The sequence below is a fragment of the Palleniella intestinalis genome (genome assembly GCF_013166595.1).
GTDB lineage: Bacteria > Bacteroidota > Bacteroidia > Bacteroidales > Bacteroidaceae > Prevotella > Prevotella intestinalis.
This window is the reverse complement of the sequence record NZ_JABKKG010000002.1, coordinates 388,751-410,389: the sequence shown is the minus strand read 5'-3', so window position 1 is coordinate 410,389 and position 21,639 is coordinate 388,751. Positions and strand designations below refer to the sequence as shown.

Here is a 21,639-nt window from a genome sequence, read left to right as displayed (position 1 = left end):
ACAAATATGAACGTAAAGATTTCAACAACGCTTGGCGACATCATTGTGCGCCTGTACGACGAGACACCGTTGCATCGTGACAACTTCCTGAAGCTCGCCAAGGAAGGGTATTATGACGGAACAATCTTTCATCGTGTGATAAAGAACTTCATGATTCAGGGCGGTGACCCGGATTCAAAGAACCCTACACCGGGCGCGCACTATGGCACGGGAGGCCCGGATTACACCATTGAGGCGGAAATACAGCCGGGAATGTACCATAAGAGAGGTGCACTTGCTGCTGCTCGTCAGGGCGATGAGGTCAATCCGGAGCGCAGAAGTTCAGGCAGCCAGTTCTATATTGTCTGGGGAGATGTCTACAAAGAAGGGCAGCTCGGACAGCTTTCAAAGCAGTTGGAGATGCAGGCACAGCAGGGCATTTTCAACAAACTCGTTGCCGGACATCGTGCAGAGATTCTGCAGATGCGCAAGAACCGCGACCAAACCGGTCTGATGGAGTTGCAGGAAAAGCTCATTGCTGAGACTGAAAAGATTGCGAAGGAGCAGGGTGTCGGTGGACTTACAGAGGAGCAGAAGCAGATTTATTCCACTGTCGGAGGTACTCCGCATCTCGATGGCCAGTACACAGTGTTCGGTGAAGTGACAGAAGGACTTGACGTTGTGGAGATGATTCAGCAGACAGCCACACAGCCCGGCGACCGTCCTGTTGATGACATTGTTATGAAAGTCACTGTTCTTGAGTAATTGGCAGGGCTTTATCTACATATTCCGTTCTGTGCTTCAAGGTGCATATACTGCGGATTCTATTCCACTACGGGACTGAATCTGCAGGAGGACTATGTGCGTGCCGTGCTGCAGGAGCTTGACAACCGCACGTACAAGGACAGCGGTTTGTTCCCTTGCTCACGGCACCGGAGTGGTGGAACGCTCACGGAAAATGAGCGTTTCTCCACTATCTATTTTGGCGGTGGCACTCCTTCCTCACTCGGAACGCCACTGTTGGACAACCTTGTCAATGGCATTCGTGAGCGTACGGACACGAGTTGCGTGGAGGAATGGACAATGGAGTGCAATCCGGACGACATCACGCCGGAGCTTGCCGAATGGATTGGGCGTTCTCCAATCAACCGTGTCAGTATGGGAGCACAGACATTCAGCGATGAAAGGCTGCGTTGGCTCTGCCGCCGCCATACTTCCCGACAGGTTGAAGAGGCTGTCACTCTGTTGCGGAAGAATGGCATTGACAACATCAGCATAGACCTTATGTTCGGTTTCCCGTCAGAAACATTGGCGGAGTGGGAGAGGGATATCGACGCCGCCGTTGCTTTGCGCCCGGAGCATATCTCCGCTTATTCGCTGATGTACGAGGAAGATACGCCGTTGTTCCGTATGCTGGAGCAAGGGAAAGTGACGGAAATCGATGAGGAGTTGTCAAGGAAAATGTATGAGACTCTTGTCCGGCGGCTGAAGGAAAATGGATACATGCATTATGAGATAAGCAACTTTTGCCTGCCCTCCCGTCTGTCCCGGCACAATTCATCCTATTGGAACCAAGTGCCGTATCTCGGACTTGGCGCAGCTGCCCATTCGTATAACGGGCGTCGTAGGTGGTGGAATGTCAGTGATGTGAAGCAATATCTTCGCCTCATACATGACGAAGTGCCGACGGAAAACGGTATAGGCGGAGACTGTGAGGACATAGATTCCACAATGCGCTATAACGACATCATCACCACAGCATTGCGCACAAGCGGCGGAATCCCTCTCGATTGCCTGCCGGATGAGCAGCGAGAATACTTGCTTTTGCAATCGGAACGGCATCTGAACAACGGCACTTTGGCAATGGATGACGGCAGACTGCATCTTACAGAGTCAGGGATTTTCGTCTCGGACGACATCATGAGCGACCTTATATTGATAAGTACCTATTGAAAATTACTTTATATTAAAGTTGTGTTTGTACTAAAACTTGTTCTTTTTTGCCGTTTCGTGCTTGTCACTCAGTCACAATGCCCGCATTGCTCCTTCGATTCCGCACACAAAACGACTAAAAAATAACTGAGTCTTAGTATAAATTAATTTTCAACAGGTACTTAGAAGAATAGCAGCAAATACCGGCCTCGCCTTATTTACGAATGACAATCATTTTCATAAAGCAATGACAACGAAAGAACTGACATACAACGACCTTGACCTGAATGTCAAGGAAATCTATGACCTTATGGGATATGGTGACAACCGGCCAGACACAGATGTCGTGGCGGAAGTTGACGCCATGCTTGCCGATATACGCCGTTGGCTGCGTCCGAGGATGTCTTTCTTTGTGACGCGCGACTTCGAAGGCTTTGATGTCGGCAGGATCATAAGCCGCCAGTTGGAGAGGGCGGAGGCATATTGTTTCTTCATCTGCACGGCAGGCGAGGAGTATCAGGAGTTCATGGAACGCTTCATGAAACCGGAAGAAGATGCTTCCGACGGCATGGGTGAGGACATGTTCCGCGCTTATCTTGCGCACTCCATCGGCAGTGCCCTTGTCGAACGCTGTGCTGACAAGATGGAAGAGGTGCTGCAGGCGCAGATAGACAAGCTCGGCTGGCACAGGACAAACCGCTTCTCTCCCGGCTATTGCGGCTGGCATGTCATGGAACAGCAGAAGCTGTTCCCACTCTTCAAAGGCGAGACATGCGGAGTTTCCCTTACGGAATCATCCTTGATGATGCCGATAAAGTCCGTCAGCGGTGTCATCGGTCTTGGCAAGAACGTGCGCTATCTGCCATACACCTGCGGACTATGCAACTACGAAAACTGCTACAAACGCAAGAAGCGGTGAGGGAGAATGTATGGAAACTCTTTATCAGAATAGAAAACATTAAACGGCATTGGTGGTCTCACTGTGCCGTTTTTTTATACAAAAAGAAATATTTTTTGCTACTGTTTTGTAGTTTTACAGTGCTATTCTGCGTCTAATGGGCAGAACAATCAAAAAAACAAATGATATATGGAAAAGAATGAACGACTGTTTGCAGACATTGTGGAGAGTAACAAAAGCGCTATCTACTCCGTGTGCTACATGTTCGCGAAGAATGCCGATGAGGCGGACGACTTGTTTCAGGAAGTCCTCATAAACCTGTGGAAAGGCATGGGGAACTTCCGCGAAGAGAGCAAGGTAAGCACATGGATATGGCGTGTGAGCTTTAACACCTGCATCTCTGCCGACAGGAAACGGAAGCGCAACAAGTCAGTGCACCTTTCGATGGACATCAACCTTTACGACACGCACGATGAGGATTCGCGCCAGATAAAGATGCTTCATGACCGCATCCACAGGCTGAAACCATTCGACCGCGCCATAGTAATGCTGTGGCTGGAAGGTATGCCATACGACGAAATCGCAGCCGTTGTCGGCATTTCCGTAAAGAATGTGTCGGTGCGTCTGGTGAGAATCAAGGAAGAACTGAAGAAAATGAACAACAATGATTGATAACAACAAAACTACAGGAGCAATAAATATGGATAAGAATATAGAAGGATTTGAGGAGTTGAAATCTCAGGTTGAGATTCTGAAAAACAAGCTTTCCAAGGAGGAAATCACCAACGAACGCCTGATGCGCAAGACCATGAGCACACGTGTCAACGATGTGGAACGCTATCTTTATAAGGTCGGCATCATGGGAATCTTGGCTATGGCACTGATAGCCTTTGACTTTTTGGTGCTCTTCCCACTGTCAACCTTGTTTGTCATTGCGACGGAAGTGCTGCTGTTATGCTGCCTTGTGTTTGTCTATTGCAACAAGAAACTTGTCAGTTCCGACAACATCATGTCCGGCAACCTTATCGAAGAGAGCCGCCGTCTGGTGCGATTCAAGAAGCGTGAGATAAGGTATTTCTTTGTCAGCGTGCCAATGCTGATACTGTGGTGTACGTGGCTCACCCTTGAAGTCCTTAACGGTGCGGCGGAAAAGGATGAGAAGTACGCTTTCCTTGTCGGTGCCGGAGTGGGCGGAGTCATTGGCTTTTTCGTTGGGTTGAGGATGTTCCTCAAGATGATGCGCAACGTCAATGATGTCATAAGCCAGATAGACGAACTTACGGAGCAGGCATAACGCCCCTGCCTCCACACCTTTGAGCCGGGGAAAACAATCCTCCGAAGGCATGGGAAAACAGTGAATTGCCGTTTGATTATGGCGGCAGATGTGCCCGATGAGTGCCCTTTGCGGTGCAGTCGGTGTGCGTCTGCCGCTGTTTTTTTGCCATATCGTTTTGCAAGCGTATCCGATTGTTTGCTTTCTTTTTGCCATTAATCCTCTTTGACAGGGCAAAGTCGTACGTTATGAGCATGTAGCGTGCTGACAATCAGCGCAAAATAAGGCGCAATGACATGACACTTATTTTTCTTTCCAACATCCAAAAATACATGATAATCTTTCGTTTTTCAAAAAAAATAAGTTAATTTTGCAGTCAAATAGAGCTTTTCATGGTGGGGAATTTAGCACAATCCACTGCGCTGACAGCTGTGGGACGGCTCTGAAAAACTGAATAAAATGGAAGAAATGGCAATGACACTGCATAGCTCACTCAAGCGTACAGGACGTGTACTTCTCGTGTACACCGGCGGCACAATAGGCATGGGACACAATCCCAAGACAGGCGCTTTGGAGCCGTTGGATTTCACTCATCTGCTGAACGACCTGCCGGAGCTGGAGCAGATAGAGGCTTCGGTGGACATTTACCAGTTTGCCACGCCGATAGACTCCAGTGACATGGACATCACGCCATGGTCAGACATCGTACGCATCATCTCGGAAAGGTACGACAAGTATGACGGTTTTGTCATCCTCCATGGCACGGACACCATGGCATACACAGCTTCCGCACTGTCGTTCATGCTCCAGAACCTCACCAAACCGGTCATTCTCACCGGCTCACAGCTGCCGATAGGGCAGTTGCGCACTGACGGAAAGGAGAATCTTATCACAAGTCTTGAGCTTGCGTCCATAGCCACTGCCGAGGGAGTGTCGCCGATTCCGGAAGTCTGCATCTATTTCAGCGGACATCTCCTGCGCGGAAACCGCAGCACGAAGCAGAACGCCGACCAGTTCAATGCCTTCGAGTCGTTCAACTATCCGCACCTCTGCGATGCCGGAGTGAACTTCCGTTTCGCGTGCCACCATATTCTTACGCCGGACTTCTCGCAGCCTGTCCGTCCGCATTTTGACATGAATCCCAATGTCATCGTGTTCTCCATATTCCCCGGAATACAGGAGAACATTGTCAGTCATCTGCTGAGCATCCCCGATTTGAAAGGCATTGTCATGCGCAGCTATGGCTCCGGCAATGCTCCGCAGCGTCCATGGCTTACGAACATCCTAAGGGAAGTGACCGAGCGCGGTATCACTGTGGTGAACATCTCACAATGTATGGCAGGACGAGTGGAGATGGGGCGTTACGATGCCGGTTACCACCTGCAGCAGAGCGGTGTGCTTTCCGGCTACGATTCAACGATAGAAGCCGCCGTGACAAAGCTCATGCACCTCACCGCCCGCCACTCCGACCCTGCCGTTGTGCGCTCGCACATGTGCCGAAGCCTGGCAGGAGAGATAACGATTTGATGCACTATACATATTAATTATTAGGATTATGATGAAGACCGGCATGCTGAACACCATGGCTTCCCGCATGGTTTCCGCCACAAGAAGCAAGATGTTGGCACTGTGTGGAGTGGCTTTTCTGCTGTGCTCCGTAACGGTTTCCGCCGACGAGGTGATGACAAAGAATGCCGACGGCACTTATGTCGTGCGCACAACGACCATCTGTAACGCCCGCGGGCATCGCAAAGGCACTCCGTTGGAGGTGCGTATCAAGAACAATGAGGTAAAGAAAGTGATGGCGTTGAAGAACATGGAGACAGTCTCCTATTTCGCACGGATAAAGAAAAACCTGCTGCCACTCTACGAGAATCTGAAGGTCAGCAAGGCAAGGAAGCTCGCCGAGAAGCAGCAAGTCGACGGCTGCACAGGCGCGACAAGGAGCTTTACGGCAGTGCAGAAGAACATAAAGGCTGCGCTGGACTATTATGAGAAGAACAAATAATGACTTTCCCGGTTGCTGAAAGTCGCTCTTGCCGTAATGGCAATAGCGCGGTTTACGTGCCGGAATATGACAAAATGGACAAGAATCTCCATAGCGAAGAGAAGTTTTTATCGGCTGTGGAGATTCTTTTTTTGTATGGCTGCCGGTTCGGGTTGTCACTCTTGCGCAGTCTTCGGATAAGGCATAAAATTAGAAAACTCACGCTGTTTTTGCCCTCTGAGAATCGTCTGTAGATTTTTTGAAAAGGAAAAGTTGTAAAATCGTGAAAAATTCGTTTATTTGCTATTGTTCTGTAAATTAGTATGTTATATTATTTTGCTGTGTTTTTCTATACAAAAAACACAGCATTTCGTTACCGTTTGGTGTGTAAATCATTATTATTTCCACTGCAAAACGTTATCATTTCCATTGCAAAAGGTAACTATTGGCAGCGCGAAGTGTTACCTTTGGCATTGTCAAGCATGATTTTTCGCATGAAGAACGCATATTTTTCCCGTTATGATAAATAGAGCATTAGAAAACTCATGCAATATTTTCGTGTGCATAAAATTCAGTGATAATCTCGCATTTGCTGCCCAATTATGTGACAGAAAAGGTGGGAAAACATGGTGATAGGGCAGGAAAACTGATTTTTTTTGCCACCAAAAGTGGTGTTTCTCAAATATATTGTGTAAATTTGCACTTTGATAGCAGATTCTAAACAAATAACACTTAACTATACAGAAAATGAAGAAACAAGTAATCACAGCAATGATGTTTGCTGCTTTTCTCTCCCCTGCAGCGGCGCAGGATGTCACAGTAACCGTACATGCCGGACAGGGAAAGGAGAAAATCCATAAGGAGATTTACGGACAGTTTGCGGAACATCTCGGCACATGCATCTATGGCGGCCTGTGGGTAGGCGAGGGATCGGAAATCCCGAACGAGGACGGTTACCGCACGGATGTGCTTAATGCGCTGAAGAATCTCAGTGTGCCTGTGCTGCGCTGGCCGGGCGGCTGCTTTGCCGATGAGTACCATTGGATGGACGGAATCGGACCGAAAAGCCAACGTCCGAAGATGCAGAACAACAACTGGGGTGGCACAATCGAGGACAATTCCTTCGGCACTCATGAGTTCCTGAACCTTTGCGAGAAGCTCGGATGTGAGCCTTACATCAGCGGAAACGTGGGCAGCGGCACTGTCGAGGAACTTGCGAAATGGGTGGAATACATGACGAGTGACGGCGACACTCCTATGGCTAAGCTGCGCCGTCAGAACGGTCGCGACAAGGCTTGGAAGGTGAAATATCTCGGAGTTGGCAACGAGAGCTGGGGCTGCGGTGGCAACATGCGTCCGGAATACTATAGTGACCTTTATCGTCGCTATTCCGTTTATTGCCGCAACTATGACGGTAACAAGCTCTACAAGATAGCCTCCGGAGCAAGCGACTATGACTACAAGTGGACAAAGGTGCTCATGAACAATGTGGGACAGAGGATGGACGGTTTGTCACTCCACTACTACACAGTCTCAGGATGGAACGGAAGCAAAGGCTCTGCGACAAAGTTTGACAATGACCAGTACTATTGGACGCTTGGCAAATGCCTTGAAATCGAGGATGTCATAAAGAAGCATTGTGCTATTATGGACGAAAAAGACCCGAAAAAGAAGATAGGTCTCCTTGTCGATGAGTGGGGCACATGGTGGGATGAAGAGCCGGGCACTGTCAGCGGACACCTCTTCCAGCAGAATGCCATGCGTGACGCTTTCGTTGCAGCGCTCACACTTAACGTGTTCCACAAGTACACCGACCGTGTGCGCATGGCTAACATCGCGCAAGTGGTTAACGTGCTACAGTCAATGATTCTCACCGACACAAAGGGCAAGGGGCACATGGTTCTCACACCTACCTACCATGTTTTCGAGATGTACAAGCCGTTCCAGGAAGCTACATATCTTCCTTCCGACATGAATTGTGGTGTGATGAAGGTGCGTCACGACATGAACAAGGACATGGACGAAAGCAACGAGAAAGGCTATCGCAACTTGCAGGAGATGAGTGTTTCTGCTGCGAAGACTGCTGACGGCAGCATCGTTATTGCCCTTGCCAATGTGAATCTTGACAAGAAGCGTGAGGTTGCCATCAACCTTGACGGTGCTAAAGCTTCAAAGGTGGAAGCACGCATCCTTGCTTGCAAGAACATCGGTGACTACAACGACTTTGACAATCCGGAGCGTGTGAAGCCTGCGGCATTCAAGGATGTGAAGCTCAAGAACGGCAAACTGACTGTCAAAATGCCTGAGAAGTCTATCGTTGTGTTGACTGTGAAGTAGTTTGTGGTTGTTAAAATACGATATTATGAGAATTGATCCTGCGGACAAACTGATATTTGTAAATATCAAGCAGTCATACGAAGCAATGCTAAGCAAAGATACAACACATCCGTTATATCGTGAAACAATCAAAGAGTGCACACGGAAATATTGGCCAATCTCAGACGATAAGGCAGATGCTGCGACACATATTCTTGGTTGTTATAATGGGTTTGTCAAAGAGGTAATAGAAATATCGTCATATACTATTGACAAAGATAACTATCCAGGAAGAAAAGTTTTTGAGGGTAGAGAAATCAAGGACTCAAAATATATGGGTTTGGATATTCGTGAGCTATTTGATAATCTTGCCAATTTTAGAGTCAGATACTACAACTTTGAATAGTATGAGTTATTTTGCTTACGGCAATTTGTTACAAATTGCGATGAATGATGTTTGTAGTATTGATTACTAAATATAACACGACGAAGCAGTAACACACATTGCAGGTGTTACTGCTTTGTCGTGTATAGATGTTCTTGCTTATTTGAGGATGATGAATTTTATCTTTGGAAATTATAATGGAGATGGCTTTGCAATCACTACCATATTGTTGAAGGCAAAGGTTCAACCAAGACAATAAAGATTATTAACGAATACATGGATGAAAACGAGGCGCAACTTATGGAGTTGTGGGATAAGGCGCAACGTGGCGAGAAGATAGAGAAAGTCAAACGATAAAAACGATACATCATGATATTACAAGTTACATCAGCAGAATACACCGGTGGCTACACGCTGCTTTGCACATTCAACAACGACAAGAAAAAGAAAGTCGACTTAACCCCTTTGCTGGCTTTTCCGGCTTACGAGGAACTGAAAGACACAAAAGAGTTTGAACGCTATGGTGTGGACGGTACTGTTTTTTGGGCAAATGGTGCTGACATCGCACCTGAATATTTGTTTGAACACGGTACGGATATGTAAGTGAAGAGCATTAGGCTTTGGCAACATAGCATAGGATTTCCTTTGCATAATTTGCTGCATTTTAATTGTTCCAATGAATATAGACATATCATAGTGCTGAAGGTGAAGTAACTTTTCCTTAGTAATCAAAGGCTGAGAATATTCAATCCGGCTGACATTTATCCCGAAGTGTCAGTCGGATTTTTATGCAAACAGTTGTGCCTTATCTCCGGAAAAGTGTGTTAAAACCATGAATTTATCTCCGGAAAAGTGTAGAGGTTGCGTGTTTTTATCTCCAAAAAAGTGTGCGAAACATTTGGTTTTATCTCCAAAAAAGTGTAATTTTGTGGCATTAAAAACTCAAAACCAATAGTCTATGAGGCAGGAACATGTAGAATATATAACGGCAGTGATAGGGACGCTCTCTTTAATGTTGGGAGTTTCTTCGTCATGTATATACAATCGGATAAACGCTGCAGGGGTAATTGATGACTATTTGGTAAAATGTTATGATGTGCTTCATACTTTCAGCCTTGAATATGTTGCGCAGGATATTATTGAAATAATGAAAAGGAAAGGGCAGGATATATGTTAGTTTATCATACATCCGACGTTCAGTTGAATATTCCTGATACTGTTCATTCTCGTGGAAACCTTGATTTTGGCAGAGGATTTTATACAACCCGATTGAAGGAACAGGCTATAAAATATGGGGAACGGTTTGTTGCACTTGGACATGATGCCTATTTGCATACTTTTGACTATACTCCATGTTCAAATTTGCGGATAAAGACTTTTGACAGCTACGATGAAGAATGGTTGCGTTTCGTTTGCAGTTGCCGTAAAGGAGGAACGGAATATGAACAGTTTGATATTATAGAAGGTGGTGTGGCAAATGATAAAGTATATCGGACTGTAGATTTCTTTATGACAGGGATATATACATTGGAACAAGCTCTTCAGCAGTTGGTTTATCACAAACCAAATCATCAAATATGTTTCATTACACGGAAGGCTATTGATTTATGCCTTAGATTGTCGGACTGTAGAAAACTAAATATATAGGCAATGAGTAAAACTGACCGTTTGACATTGGATATGAAGTATGCAAGGATTATAGAACTATTGTCTGTCAAAGTCGGCATTTCTTATGGGGATGCGATGAATATGTTTTATAATTCTCCACTCTTTGACTTGATAGACAAAGGCATTGCAGAGCTTTATTGTCGCAGTGACTTGTATTTGGCAGAGGAGATAATCCGCATGGATAAATTAAGCAATAAGTCGTAGGAACATCTGATGTGTGGCAATATTCATGCATCACAATATGTTTGACTTATTTTGGCATATAGAAAAAGCACCGAGGCTGTATCACAATACTTAAGGTGACACAGCCTCGGTGCTATATTTCTCAGTGTTGTTCAGTTCAAAAAGAGGGATGGTTCATGGCGTTTTCCCAATAGGTTCATGGGAAAATGTCTTTACCATTCAAGCACAAGGGCTTGGCGCGGACGAAGCTCAAGGTCGGCGGACAGGTTGTAGTAGCGTCCTGTGAGCACATCTTTCACCTTTTGGGCATTACCAATCACTTCGGAATAACGCTTTACCGGCATTGTGGCTGGCTTGCGTGTGCCGTTGAGGATTGTCATAACGGTGCGTCCGTTGTGGGTTCTTGCTATGACATAGATGCCGTTGAATGGGATGAACTGCGTCTGTTTGCCTTTGATGATGACATCGTTGCCCTGACGCCAATGCAAGAGACGGCTGAGCCAGTTGAACATTGCGTTCTCCTGTTTTGTGCGTCCTTCGGCAGTGAAAGCATTGCGAGTGTCGCCTTCAAATCCTCCCGGGAAGTCCTTGCGCACATTGCCGTCGGTCACGGACTTTGTGCCGTTCATGAGAATTTCTGTGCCGTAGTACAGCTGTGGTGTGCGGTTGACGGTCAGAAGCAAGGCGAGAGCCTGCTTCAATGCCACTGTGTCGCACCCTTCTCCAAGGAAACGGTCGGTGTCGTGGTTCTCGATAAACGCCATGACACTTGACGGGTTAGGGTAGAGGTAGTCATAAACGAAGCTGTTGTAGATGCGGTTCAGGCCGTTCCACCATGCGTCAGTATCCTCGTTCTTTGCCATGTTTATCTTCTCGAAGAAGCTGAAGTCCATTACGGATTTGAGGTTGCTGTTCACCTTTGCTACCTTGGAATCCTTCTGCCATGCAGCGGTGTAGGCCGGTTCTGTCACCCATGTCTCGCCCACAACATTGAAGTTAGGGTACTCGCTGTTTAGTTCCTTCATCCATGAAGCCATAGCCTCTGCGTCGGCATAAGGATAAGTGTCCATGCGGATGCCGTCGATTCCCACTGTCTCTATCCACCAAACACTGTTTTGGATGAGATACTTCATGACATGGCTGTTACGCTGGTTGAGGTCAGGCATTGTCGGTACGAACCAACCGTCGACAGTCTCGCTCATGTCAACCTTGCTTGCATAAGGGTCGAGCACAGGAGTCAGCTTGTAGCTTGTCTGAAGATATTGCGCGCTTTTTGCTGCCGCAGCGTCCGGAGTCTCTCCTTCTTTGACCGACTTAAGCCATTCAGGCTTGTTGAACCAGTCCTTTGAAGGAATGTCGGAAACCCATGGGTGGTCATATCCGCAGTGGTTGAAAATCATGTCCATCACCACCTTCAGCCCCTTTGTGTGTGCCTCATCAATCAGCCGGCGGTATTCCTCATTGCTTCCAAAGCGTGGGTCTACTCGGTAATAGTCTGTTGTGGCATAGCCGTGGTAAGTGCTGTTGCCATTGTTGTCAGGAGAGTCGTTTTCAAGAACAGGTGTGAACCAGAGTGCTGTCACGCCCAGTTCTGTGAAATAGTCAAGATGCCGGCGTATGCCTTCGATGTTTCCACCGTGGCGCAACGAAGGTTTTGTGCGGTCTACGGTGTACTTTGTCTTCATCGGGATTGTGGCATTCTTCTTCTTTGTAGGTGCCAGTGCCGATGCGAAACGGTCAGGCATGAGCATGTAAAGGACATCGGCATTGGTGAAGCCTTTACGCTTGTCACCGCTCATCTCACGCTGTTTCAGTTCGTATTTCACCTTCTTTCCAGAGATGTTCAGTGTCATTGTGCCCGGCTGTGCGCCACCGACATTGAGGTAAACAAGAAGATAGTTCGGGCTGTCAAGGCGCACAAGGCTGTCAATCTTTACACCGGGATAATCCACTTTGACATCAGCCGTAGCGATGTCTTTGCCGTAGACCATAAGCTGGAGTGACGGATTCTTCAGTCCGGCATACCAGTTTGCTGGTTCAATCCTGTCGATTTTCGCTGTCGCTGCTTTCATTGCAAATGTCTGTAACACAAGTGCTGCAAGGAATAATATTCGTTTCATGTTGCTTATGTTATTATGTTTTAATCATGTATTATCAGCGCAGATTGTGGCGCAACTGTCACTTTCGTGCCGTTTACAGTGCCCAATCCGTTCTCATCAATCTTTCCGTCACGGCAGACAACTGTGTATTTGCCCTCCGGAATGTCCACATTGCGCGCCTCACGATTGGCGTTGAGCACCACGATGATGTTGCGCCAGTCGTCGCGTCCTGCATAGTTCTTCAGGCGGAAAGCCACGAGTGCGTCCTGTGAAGGCAGGAACTCAAGATGCTTGCGCACAAGGTCGGCACTGCCAAGACGGAAAGCCGGGTGGTTTTGGCGCAAGGAAATGAGCTTGCTGTAGTAGTCGAGGACATTGCTGTAACGTATCGGGTTGTTCCAGTTTAGACGGTTGATGGAGTCCGGAGAGTTATAGCTGTTGTGCACCCCCTGCTTGTTGCGGAGCATCTCTTCTCCACAGAGAATGAACGGAACGCCTTGCGATGTGAACACAGCCGTCTGTGCAAGAAGGTCAAGGCGTATGAGTTCATCGTCCTTTATGTCAGGGATGCTTGCACGCAAACGGTCGACAAGGCACATGTCGTCATGGCAACTTACGTAGCTGATCATCTGTGAAGGCTCCAAAGCCCATGGCTTCTTGGAATAGTTTACCTTTGCACAGTCAACCTGAGGATGCTCCACGGCTCCCGCAATGCCGAACTTTATGCTCTCTTCCCCTCCTGCAATGCCGGCAAGGAACTGACCTTTCGTATCATCACTGAACGGGCCGCGGAGTGCGTCGCGCATCTCATCGCTGAAGGCTGCGATACCCGGCATCATACCGATGTTTGCCTTCATGCCAAGCTTGTCCTGCGGATAAGCGCACGTTCCGGCACTCCAGCCCTCGCCATAGATGAAGATTGTCGGGTCAATCTCGTTCACAGTGGCACGCACAAGGTTCATTGTCTCGATGTCATGGATGCCCATAAGGTCGAAGCGGAAGCCGTCAATGTGGTACTCCTCAATCCAATATTTCACACTCTCGACAATGAAACGGCGCATCATCTCACGCTCGCTGGCAGTCTCGTTGCCACAACCTGAACCGTCAGAGTACTTTCCGTCGGCAGTCTTGCGATAGAAATAATCCGGATAAGTGTGCTGGAAGTTGCTTCCGTCGATGTCGAAAGTATGGTTGTAGACCACATCAAGAATGACTCTGATGCCCGCTTTGTGAAGTGCCTGCACCATCTTCTTGAACTCAAGGATGCGCACATGAGGATTGTACGGGTCAGTGGAATAAGAGCCGTCAGGCACATTATAGTTCACCGGGTCATATCCCCAATTGTACTGAGGTGTGTCGAGTTTTGTCTCGTCCACAGAAGCATAGTCGAACGAAGGAAGGATATGTATGGCGTTGACTCCGAGGGATTTCAGGTAGTTTATGCTCCAATCCTCCGTGAGAGCAAGGAACTTGCCGGGATATTCCGTGGCAGCCCTTTTCACTTTTATGTCGTTTGGAGTGCCGGCATCGATATTGATGTTGCGTGCAATGGAGAAATCCCTGTGGTGCATCTCATATATAACAAGGTCTACAGGCGATTTAATCACAGGGCGGACATCGTTCTCCCAGTCTGCCGGGTCTGTGTCGTTAAGGTCGATGATAGCCCCCCTTTTGCCATTCACACCGACGGCACGCGCAAAGATTCCTGCCGATTCACCACGTCCGGTGTCAAAAGTGTAGAACTTGTTCTTATGGTCTCCCGGCACGACGGCTGTCCATTGGCAGTCGCCGGTGCGCTTCATCTTTACGGTCTTGACAGCCTTTCCGCCATGACCTTTACCATAAAGGCGCACCTTTACGTCCTTCGCATCGTTGGGAGCGAAGAGCTTGAAGGTCGTAGACTGTGGCGAATAGACCATTTCATCAAACTGCTGCGCATTGGAAACGTTATAGCTCATTGCCGCAATGGCACAGGAAAGAAATATTTTTTTTGCTTCCATTTCTTTGTCTTTTATGATAAACGCTTATTTTGCCATTATGCTCATGGCGAATCCGCCGCCACGTGCTTCCTTCACTTTTATGACATCACCCTTCTTTACAGTACGGCGTGTGATGGTGTAAGCCTTAGGATTCTTCTCGTAATCGGCATTCTCCGCATCCTTGTACAGTGTGCATTCGTACTTGCGTCCCTTGTCAAGGAAGTCGAGTTTCACGACAGCTGTGCGTGCGTCAGCGTTTGTCTTGCCGCCCACAAACCAGTTGTCCTTGCCCTTCTCCTTGCGTGCCACGGTGATGTACTGTGCCGGTTCAGCCTCAAGATACCGTGAGTCATCCCAATCACATGGCACATCGCGAATGAACTGGAATGCGTCATCGTACTTCTCGTAGTGCTCAGGAAGGTCGGCAGCCATCTGCAAAGGACTGTACATCACAAGGTAAAGAGAGAGCTGACCGCAAAGAGTGGTGTGGACAAAACTCTTGTTGTTGCTCCATGAAGACAGCTGTGTCTCGAAGATTCCCGGAGTATAGTCCATCGGACCGCCCTGCAAACGTGTGAACGGAAGCATCACTGTGTGGTACGGAACGCTACCGCCAAATGCCTCATACTCTGTGCCTCGTGCGCTCTCGTTGCCTACAAGGTTAGGCCAAGTGCGACAGAGGCCTGTCGGACGTGATGCCTCATGTGCGTTAACCATTATATGATGCTTTGCAGCCTCCTCAACGACACGTTGATAATGGTTGTTGATAAGCTGGCTGTAGTGATACTCGCCACGTGGGATGATGTCACCGACATAACCCGTCTTGACAGCGTCATAGCCATATTTGTTCATAAGTTTGAACGCATCTTCAAGGTGACGCTCATAGTTGATGACCGAGCTGCTTGTCTCGTGGTGCATCATAAGTTTCACGCCTTTTGAATGAGCGTACTCGTTAAGAGCCTTGATGTCAAAGTCAGGATATGGCGTAACAAAGTCAAACACGTCAAGTTTCTGATGACCGAACCAGTCCTCCCAGCCTTCGTTCCATCCCTCGACAAGCACCTGGTCGAGACCATTCTTCGCTGCGAAGTCGATGTATCGGCGCACCTCCTCGTTCGTAGCACCATGCGTGCCGTTAGGCTTGCACTTAGCATAGTCGGTGATTCCGAGCTTCACTGAAGGATAATCATTGGTATAGCTCCATGACTTCGCACCTACAATCATGTTCCACCAAACGCCACAATACTTTGTAGGATGAATCCAAGATGTATCCTCAATCTTGCAAGGCTCATTGAGATTCAGTGTGAGTTTGCATGAAAGCATGTCGCGTGCGTCGTCACTCACAAGCACCGTGCGCCACGGAGTGTTGAACGGTGTCTGTATGTAACCCTTCATACCTGTGGCATCCGGTGTGAGCCATGACTCGAAAGTCATTGTCTGAGGGTCAAGGTTGAGATGCATGGTAGGGTAGTTCAGGCAAGCTGCCTCATGGATATTGATGTACAGACCGTCAGCGGATTTCAACTGGAGTGATGTCTGCACACCTGTCTTTGAGAACGTTGTGGTAGACGAGTTGTCGGCATAACGCTCATAAACCTTGTCGAACACCTTGCCGATTTCTGACATTTTTGTTATCTGATACTCATATTCCTGAGTGTCATAATCACCCGGAATCCAATACGCAGTGTGGTCTCCTGCCATTGCAAACTGAGTATGTTCCTCCTTGATGATGAAGTAATTCAACTCATTCTGCTGTGGGAACTCATAGCGAAGTCCCATACCATAGTCATAGACACGGAAGCGTATGAGGATTTCGCGCTGTGTTGCAGGCTGTGTGAGTGTGACAGCCAGCTCGTTGTAGTTGTTCCTTATGGTGCGTGTCTCGCCCCACACAGGAGTCCAAGTCTCATCGAATGAAGATGTTTTTGTGTCTTTTACCTTAAAGCCATCCATGAGATCAGTCTCCTTCATGCCCTTGCTTGCATGCTTGCTCTTCACAAGTTCCAGACCGAGACCGCTTGGTTTCACCACATCCTTAGCCTTGTAAGTCATTTCATACGTTGGTTTTCCACCGTCGGCAAGTGAGAATTTCACCACCACATTGCCGTCAGGCGATGTCACAGTCTGTGCTATTGCCATAAGCGGCGATGCCAACAACGCCAATAATATGCTTTTATGTTTCATGATTGTTGTATATTATTAATGTGATAAATTTACTTTCTTTTCATGTTTCGCGAGCAAATGTGGCGGAGCCACAGCCCTTATGGTAATCCCTGGCTTTAGCCATGGGGTGTTGGAATCTCTGATATATGTTGTGTGGTGGAACCACACTCTTTTATTGTTGCAGAGTGTCTTTCAAGCATAAAGGATTGTGGCTCTGCCACACAACTGAAACCTTTTTTTGTAAGCCCCATGGCTGAAGCCAGGGATTACCATAAGGATTGTGGCTCTGCCACATTTGTCTGCGCAATCCATGTTGCATCTTTATTAAAGAACAGTCATATTTGCTTATAAGTAAATATTGTAAATTACTTTGTATTTAAGCTGTATTTTTACTAAAACTTGTTGTTTGAGTGTAAATTAATTTACAATGTAACTTAAAAGCCAAACAATATGTTTACTGTCTTCCGCTTTCCATTATGAGTGACGAGATGCTGTTGTTAAACTCCTCGGCAGCCATAAGTTGCTCCAGCGTGAGGTGCATGCGGTAACGCCAATAGTGGCGCGGATTAGCCGGAATGTTGATGCGTTCGGCATCCGCATCGGCAAGACGCAATCCCTCATCGGTGGCGAGCCAGTCATGCAATGACAGCAGGCAGAGCATCGAAGGAGAGTGAAGGTGGCGTGTCACGATGTCGTTTGCCAGCCAGCCCGGTAGCGGATGAGGCGCGCAACCGCCATGTTGGAGCATTGTGTTGTAGAACTTCTGCGCGCGTTCCGTGTCCTCATCCCACCACTGTCTCAGTGTGGACATGTCATGAGTGGATATGGTGCAGACAGAGCGGTATGGATTTCTTTCCAGGTAGCCGAACTCCACAGCCGGGTCTTTAGGCATGGACTGAATCTCCAGGCTTAGGATTTTCAGTTCGTTCATGACAGGAGCGACACATTCCGGCACCATTCCGAGGTCCTCGGCGCACACCAGCATACGGGTCGCCTGAGTGAGTTTCGGCAGTTTCTTCATTGCCTCATGATACCAGAAATCATTGTTCCTGCGATAGAAATAGTCATTATACAGGCGGTTGAAAGCAGCCTTGTCGCAATCCCACAGTGACTCATAGATGAAGTCAGTCTGTACTGCGATGCGCGGATGATAAAGGTTGGCATCCTTATGGTCGCGCAGGAAGAGCACATCGCTTATCAAAGCATACAGTCCGTCACGAAGCCAGATGTCCTTCTCGTCGGTCTTTCCACGGAAAGCAGCCTCCACTTTGCGCTGTGTGTCGTATTCCGGCTTCATCTCATATCTGTCACCGCAACGGTTGAGATACAACTCTTTCACCTCTCCGGCATGCTCATTGAACATACGGTCAAGCACCCAATCGGTGATGAAAGGCTTTGTGAACAGGTCTTCCTGAAACCAAAGTCCGTAGCTTTCTATCTCTTCGCGTGTCATGCCGAGTGACGGAGAGAACTGTCCGAGCAGGCCATGCACGGCATTTGCAGGTATCTCCCATATACGGAAGAATCCGAGAACGTGGTCGATGCGGTAAGCATCGAAGTATTGCGCCATCTTGCTGAAGCGCCGCACCCACCATGAGCAGCCGTCCTTCATCATCTCTTCCCAGTTGTAAGTAGGGAAGCCCCAGTTCTGTCCGTTTGTCGAGAAAGCATCCGGTGGAGCACCCGCTTGTCCGTTGAGGTTGAAATATTTTGGTTCCACCCATGCCTCAACGCTCTCGCGGCTTATTCCGATAGGGATGTCGCCCTTGAGGATTACGCCTTTCGCACGTGCATATTCATGTGCCGCGCGCATCTGCTTGTCGAGGTTGAACTGTACAAAGTACCAGAAAGAGACCTCCGCATACATCCTTGTCGCAGGGTTTGCAAACTCCCTGCGTTCTTCGTCCGACAGGCTGCGGTGGTCAGGCCATTCATTGAACTGTGCCGTTCCGTACATGTCCCTGAAGTGGCAGAACGCTGCGTAAGGCACAAGCCAGTCCTTGTTTGCTTCAAAGAATGTGTCAAACTCCTTGCTTTTCAGCACCTTTTTGCTTGTTTCAGCAAACAGTTCTTTGAGGAAATTTATCTTCGCATCGTTGACACGCTCATAGTCAATCTGTGGCAGTGCGTTAAGTTCTTTCGCAAGTTCGTCATAGTGCTTCTGACGCTTTGCGTCGCCAAGGCTTGGCAGCTGGCGAAGGTCGGTGTACTGCGGATGCAGCGCAAAGATACTTATACTGTTGTACGGATAAGAGTCCTGCCATGTATGTGTGATTGTCGTGTCGTTTATAGGAAGCACCTGTATGATGCTCTGGTGTGTCTTGGCAGCCCAGTCGACAAGCATCTTGAGGTCGCCGAAGTCACCTACACCGAAGCTGCCCTCGGAACGGAGGGAGAACACAGGGATGACTGTGCCTGCTCCTCGCCACGGACAAACAGGCATGGCTGTCTGCGAAAGGCTCTGCACAAGTGCGCAACCGTCCTCAATCGCCGGCACAAACAGTGTGCGGTTGAAGCATGTCTCCCACATAGGCGTGGCGTCCTTCTCATCGGAGAGTGCCACAAACTTGAATTCCATCTCTTTGCCGGTGTAGTCGGAAGCGTCAATCCATGCAACCCACTCGTTTGCAGAATGTTCCGTCATGGGCACTGTCTTGCCTATGTCCCATGCACCAAGTGCCTGATTGCTGCCAATCAGCGCAAGCCGCTGCCCTTTTCCAAGCTGCGGAGCGCGCACTTTCAGGCATAATGCTTTCTTGAAATCCACCGGCGGACATGCCGTAACCTGCTGTCCTGCAACGGCATCGGTGAATGCGGAACTGTACAGATGAGCGTCCTCGGGCATGTCAATCCATGAATCCTCCACACGGTAACTGCCGGCATTTGCCGCCAAGTCAAGGCGGTGAGGCGTCACAAGCCATTCCGTGCGCATAACCTTATCGTTGCAGATGATAGCGTAATGGTACTCGAAAGAGTCCCCCTGCGACAGCGGCATGTCCAATTTGCATGCCCAATTATACCCATCCTGTGTGGCCATCGCATACTTGCCGACAATCTCTCTCTTGTTGGAGCCGGTAATGTTGACCACCGGTGTCTCTCCGTATTTTGTCTTGTATGACAATCTTAACTCTATATTCATAATGATTGGTTTAATTTAATCTATGTTGTGAAACCACAGTTTGCAAGCCATTGTTTCCATGTCAGTTTATCGTGCTTATGCAAGTGATAAAACAGACAGTAATCTTTCAAAAAACGAAAGGTTACTTTTCATCTTGTAAAGTGTTACCTTTTACCATGCAAAGTGTTACCTTTTGCAGTGTAAATCGTTACCTTTTGTAATGCGATTTGTAAGTTACTGAAAACTATATGGTTACAAAGCACTGATGATGCCTTTGCGGTCAGCTTGCCAAAGTGTGGCTCTTTGTTGTTCTTCTTTTCCTATGTTATTTGTTTTTCTCCTTTATGATGAACACACATGCAGCACCAATCATCAGCAGCACTCCTGCCACGAAGAGCATGTTGCACTGTGCGCTGCCGACAAGTTCAAGCAGTACGCCGCCCAATGCAGCGGCTATAATCTGCGGCACGCATATCGTTCCGTTGAACAGTCCGAGGTAGACACCCAAGTGGCCGTAACCCTCGAGGGCGTTTGTCACCAATGTGAAAGGCATGGCAAGTATTGCCGCCCATGCACATCCGATAAGGAAATATGCCACAAACAGCACGTGCTGGTCATGGATGAACGGCACGAGGCAGAAGCCTATGCCGCCAAGGACAAGGCTGAGGGAGTAAGCCACCTTGCGGTTGCGTATCATCGGCAGTACCATAGCCCACACGACGCTGCCTATAGCCTGCACGGCGAAAAGCACGCCCACCCAGTTGCCTGCCTCCTGATAGTGGCATGACGTTACGTCAGTTGTGTTCCAGCAAGTCTCGGCGATAGCACCGTTGGTGTATGTCCACATGTACATGAATGCCGCCCAGCAGAAGAATTGCACCAGTCCTATTGTCCAGAAAGCCGACGGAGCGTTCTTGAGGAGCGTGAGATAGTTTACCTTCTCATCCTCCAAAGGTTTGTCAAGACCGTGGTATTCGGCATATTCCTTTGGCGGCATCTCCTTGACTTTCACGGTGGTGTAGATGACACAAAGTATCAGTATGGTGGCACCGATGTAGAAAGAATATATCACCGAGTCAGGCACAACACCCTTTTCGGCAATGTTGCTTATGCCGATGATTGTGAAGATGAACGGGAACAGGTAGCCCACAAGTGAGCCGGCGTTGCAGAGGAAGCTCTGGATGGAGTACGCCAAAGTCTTCTGCTTCTCGTTGACCATGTCGCCCACAAGCATCTTGAAAGGCTGCATCGCCATGTTGATGCTTGTGTCGAGGAGCATCAGCGAGCAGAGTCCGAAGCACATGGCGGTGCTTACCGCCAGCCCGAAAGAACCCGCGTTAGGGAGGAGGCACATGACAAGCACTGCCACGGCAGCACCGATGAAGAGGTAGGGGATGCGGCGCCCGAAGCGGCACCATGTCTTATCGCTCAACGTTCCGACTATCGGTTGCACGACAATGCCCATCAACGGCGGCAGTATCCAGAAGTAACTCAAAGAATGCGGGTCAGCCCCGAGAGTGGCGAATATGCGCGAAATGTTCGCACTCTGAAGGGCATAGGCAATCTGCACTCCGAAGAATCCGAAGCTCAGATTCCATAATTTGCTGAATGACAAATCAGGTCTTGTTTTCATTTTATAATCATTTATTTTAGTTATTG

At 48.2% G+C, this 21,639-nt stretch carries 18 protein-coding genes; 13 read left to right on the top strand and 5 right to left on the bottom strand.

All coding sequences use genetic code 11. The annotated features are described in order from the left end of the window. The first annotated feature begins 6 nt into the window (after positions 1 to 6). From HPS57_RS04225 to HPS57_RS04165, 13 genes are all read left to right on the top strand, one after another. Entirely contained in the window at positions 7 to 744 is a 738-nt protein-coding gene (locus tag HPS57_RS04225) for a peptidylprolyl isomerase (protein ID WP_172180452.1), read from the top strand. Then, a complete protein-coding gene (hemW, locus tag HPS57_RS04220; protein ID WP_172180449.1) occupies positions 745 to 1,932 on the top strand; it encodes a radical SAM family heme chaperone HemW in 1,188 nt (395 codons plus the stop codon). 226 nt (positions 1,933 to 2,158) lie between these two features. Continuing rightward, complete coding sequence (locus tag HPS57_RS04215) at positions 2,159 to 2,830, top strand: vitamin B12 dependent-methionine synthase activation domain-containing protein (RefSeq protein WP_172180446.1); 672 nt, start codon at positions 2,159 to 2,161, stop codon at positions 2,828 to 2,830. Positions 2,831 to 2,998: 168 nt separating this feature from the next. Then, entirely contained in the window at positions 2,999 to 3,481 is a 483-nt protein-coding gene (locus HPS57_RS04210) for an RNA polymerase sigma factor (protein WP_172180443.1), read from the top strand. A 28-nt stretch (positions 3,482 to 3,509) separates the two neighbouring features. Further along, positions 3,510 to 4,103, top strand: coding sequence for a hypothetical protein (locus tag HPS57_RS04205; protein ID WP_172180440.1), 594 nt, complete (start codon positions 3,510 to 3,512; stop codon positions 4,101 to 4,103). Positions 4,104 to 4,541: 438 nt separating this feature from the next. Further along, positions 4,542 to 5,609 carry a type I asparaginase gene (locus tag HPS57_RS04200; RefSeq protein WP_253946453.1) on the top strand — a complete coding sequence of 356 codons (1,068 nt, stop codon included), beginning with the start codon at positions 4,542 to 4,544 and terminating at the stop codon, positions 5,607 to 5,609. Between the two features lie 28 nt (positions 5,610 to 5,637). Then, entirely contained in the window at positions 5,638 to 6,090 is a 453-nt protein-coding gene (locus HPS57_RS04195) for an FMN-binding protein (protein ID WP_253946452.1), read from the top strand. 726 nt (positions 6,091 to 6,816) lie between these two features. Beyond that, on the top strand, positions 6,817 to 8,406 hold the full coding sequence (locus tag HPS57_RS04190; protein WP_172180438.1) for an alpha-N-arabinofuranosidase: 1,590 nt from the start codon (positions 6,817 to 6,819) through the stop codon (positions 8,404 to 8,406). Positions 8,407 to 8,431: 25 nt separating this feature from the next. Then, on the top strand, positions 8,432 to 8,791 hold the full coding sequence (locus HPS57_RS04185) for a hypothetical protein (protein WP_172180436.1): 360 nt from the start codon (positions 8,432 to 8,434) through the stop codon (positions 8,789 to 8,791). Between the two features lie 348 nt (positions 8,792 to 9,139). Further along, positions 9,140 to 9,373: a DUF2442 domain-containing protein gene (locus tag HPS57_RS04180; protein WP_172180433.1), complete on the top strand. Its 234-nt coding sequence runs from the start codon at positions 9,140 to 9,142 to the stop codon at positions 9,371 to 9,373. 355 nt (positions 9,374 to 9,728) lie between these two features. Then, positions 9,729 to 9,947 (top strand): DUF3791 domain-containing protein, encoded by a 219-nt coding sequence (locus tag HPS57_RS04175; protein WP_172180431.1) that lies wholly within the window; start codon positions 9,729 to 9,731, stop codon positions 9,945 to 9,947. Next, positions 9,941 to 10,417, top strand: a complete 477-nt coding sequence (locus HPS57_RS04170; protein WP_172180428.1) for a DUF3990 domain-containing protein — start codon at positions 9,941 to 9,943, stop codon at positions 10,415 to 10,417. Before HPS57_RS04175 ends, HPS57_RS04170 begins: the two co-directional genes overlap by 7 nt. Before the next feature lie 3 nt (positions 10,418 to 10,420). Continuing rightward, entirely contained in the window at positions 10,421 to 10,642 is a 222-nt protein-coding gene (locus HPS57_RS04165) for a DUF3791 domain-containing protein (RefSeq protein WP_253946451.1), read from the top strand. A gap of 191 nt (positions 10,643 to 10,833) precedes the next feature. On the opposite strand, the gene HPS57_RS04160 is transcribed toward HPS57_RS04165, so the two are convergent. The 5 genes from HPS57_RS04160 to HPS57_RS04140 form a co-directional block, all read right to left on the bottom strand. Then, positions 10,834 to 12,741, bottom strand: coding sequence for an alpha-amylase family glycosyl hydrolase (locus HPS57_RS04160; RefSeq protein WP_172180425.1), 1,908 nt, complete (start codon positions 12,739 to 12,741; stop codon positions 10,834 to 10,836). Positions 12,742 to 12,761: 20 nt separating this feature from the next. Further along, entirely contained in the window at positions 12,762 to 14,720 is a 1,959-nt protein-coding gene (gene pulA, locus HPS57_RS04155; RefSeq protein ID WP_172180423.1) for a type I pullulanase, read from the bottom strand. A gap of 24 nt (positions 14,721 to 14,744) precedes the next feature. Continuing rightward, positions 14,745 to 16,883 (bottom strand): glycoside hydrolase family 97 protein, encoded by a 2,139-nt coding sequence (locus HPS57_RS04150; protein ID WP_172180420.1) that lies wholly within the window; start codon positions 16,881 to 16,883, stop codon positions 14,745 to 14,747. A gap of 433 nt (positions 16,884 to 17,316) precedes the next feature. Further along, positions 17,317 to 20,001 (bottom strand): 4-alpha-glucanotransferase, encoded by a 2,685-nt coding sequence (locus tag HPS57_RS04145; protein WP_172180418.1) that lies wholly within the window; start codon positions 19,999 to 20,001, stop codon positions 17,317 to 17,319. 304 nt (positions 20,002 to 20,305) lie between these two features. After that, a complete protein-coding gene (locus HPS57_RS04140; protein WP_172180415.1) occupies positions 20,306 to 21,613 on the bottom strand; it encodes an SLC45 family MFS transporter in 1,308 nt (435 codons plus the stop codon). Positions 21,614 to 21,639: the final 26 nt, after the last annotated feature.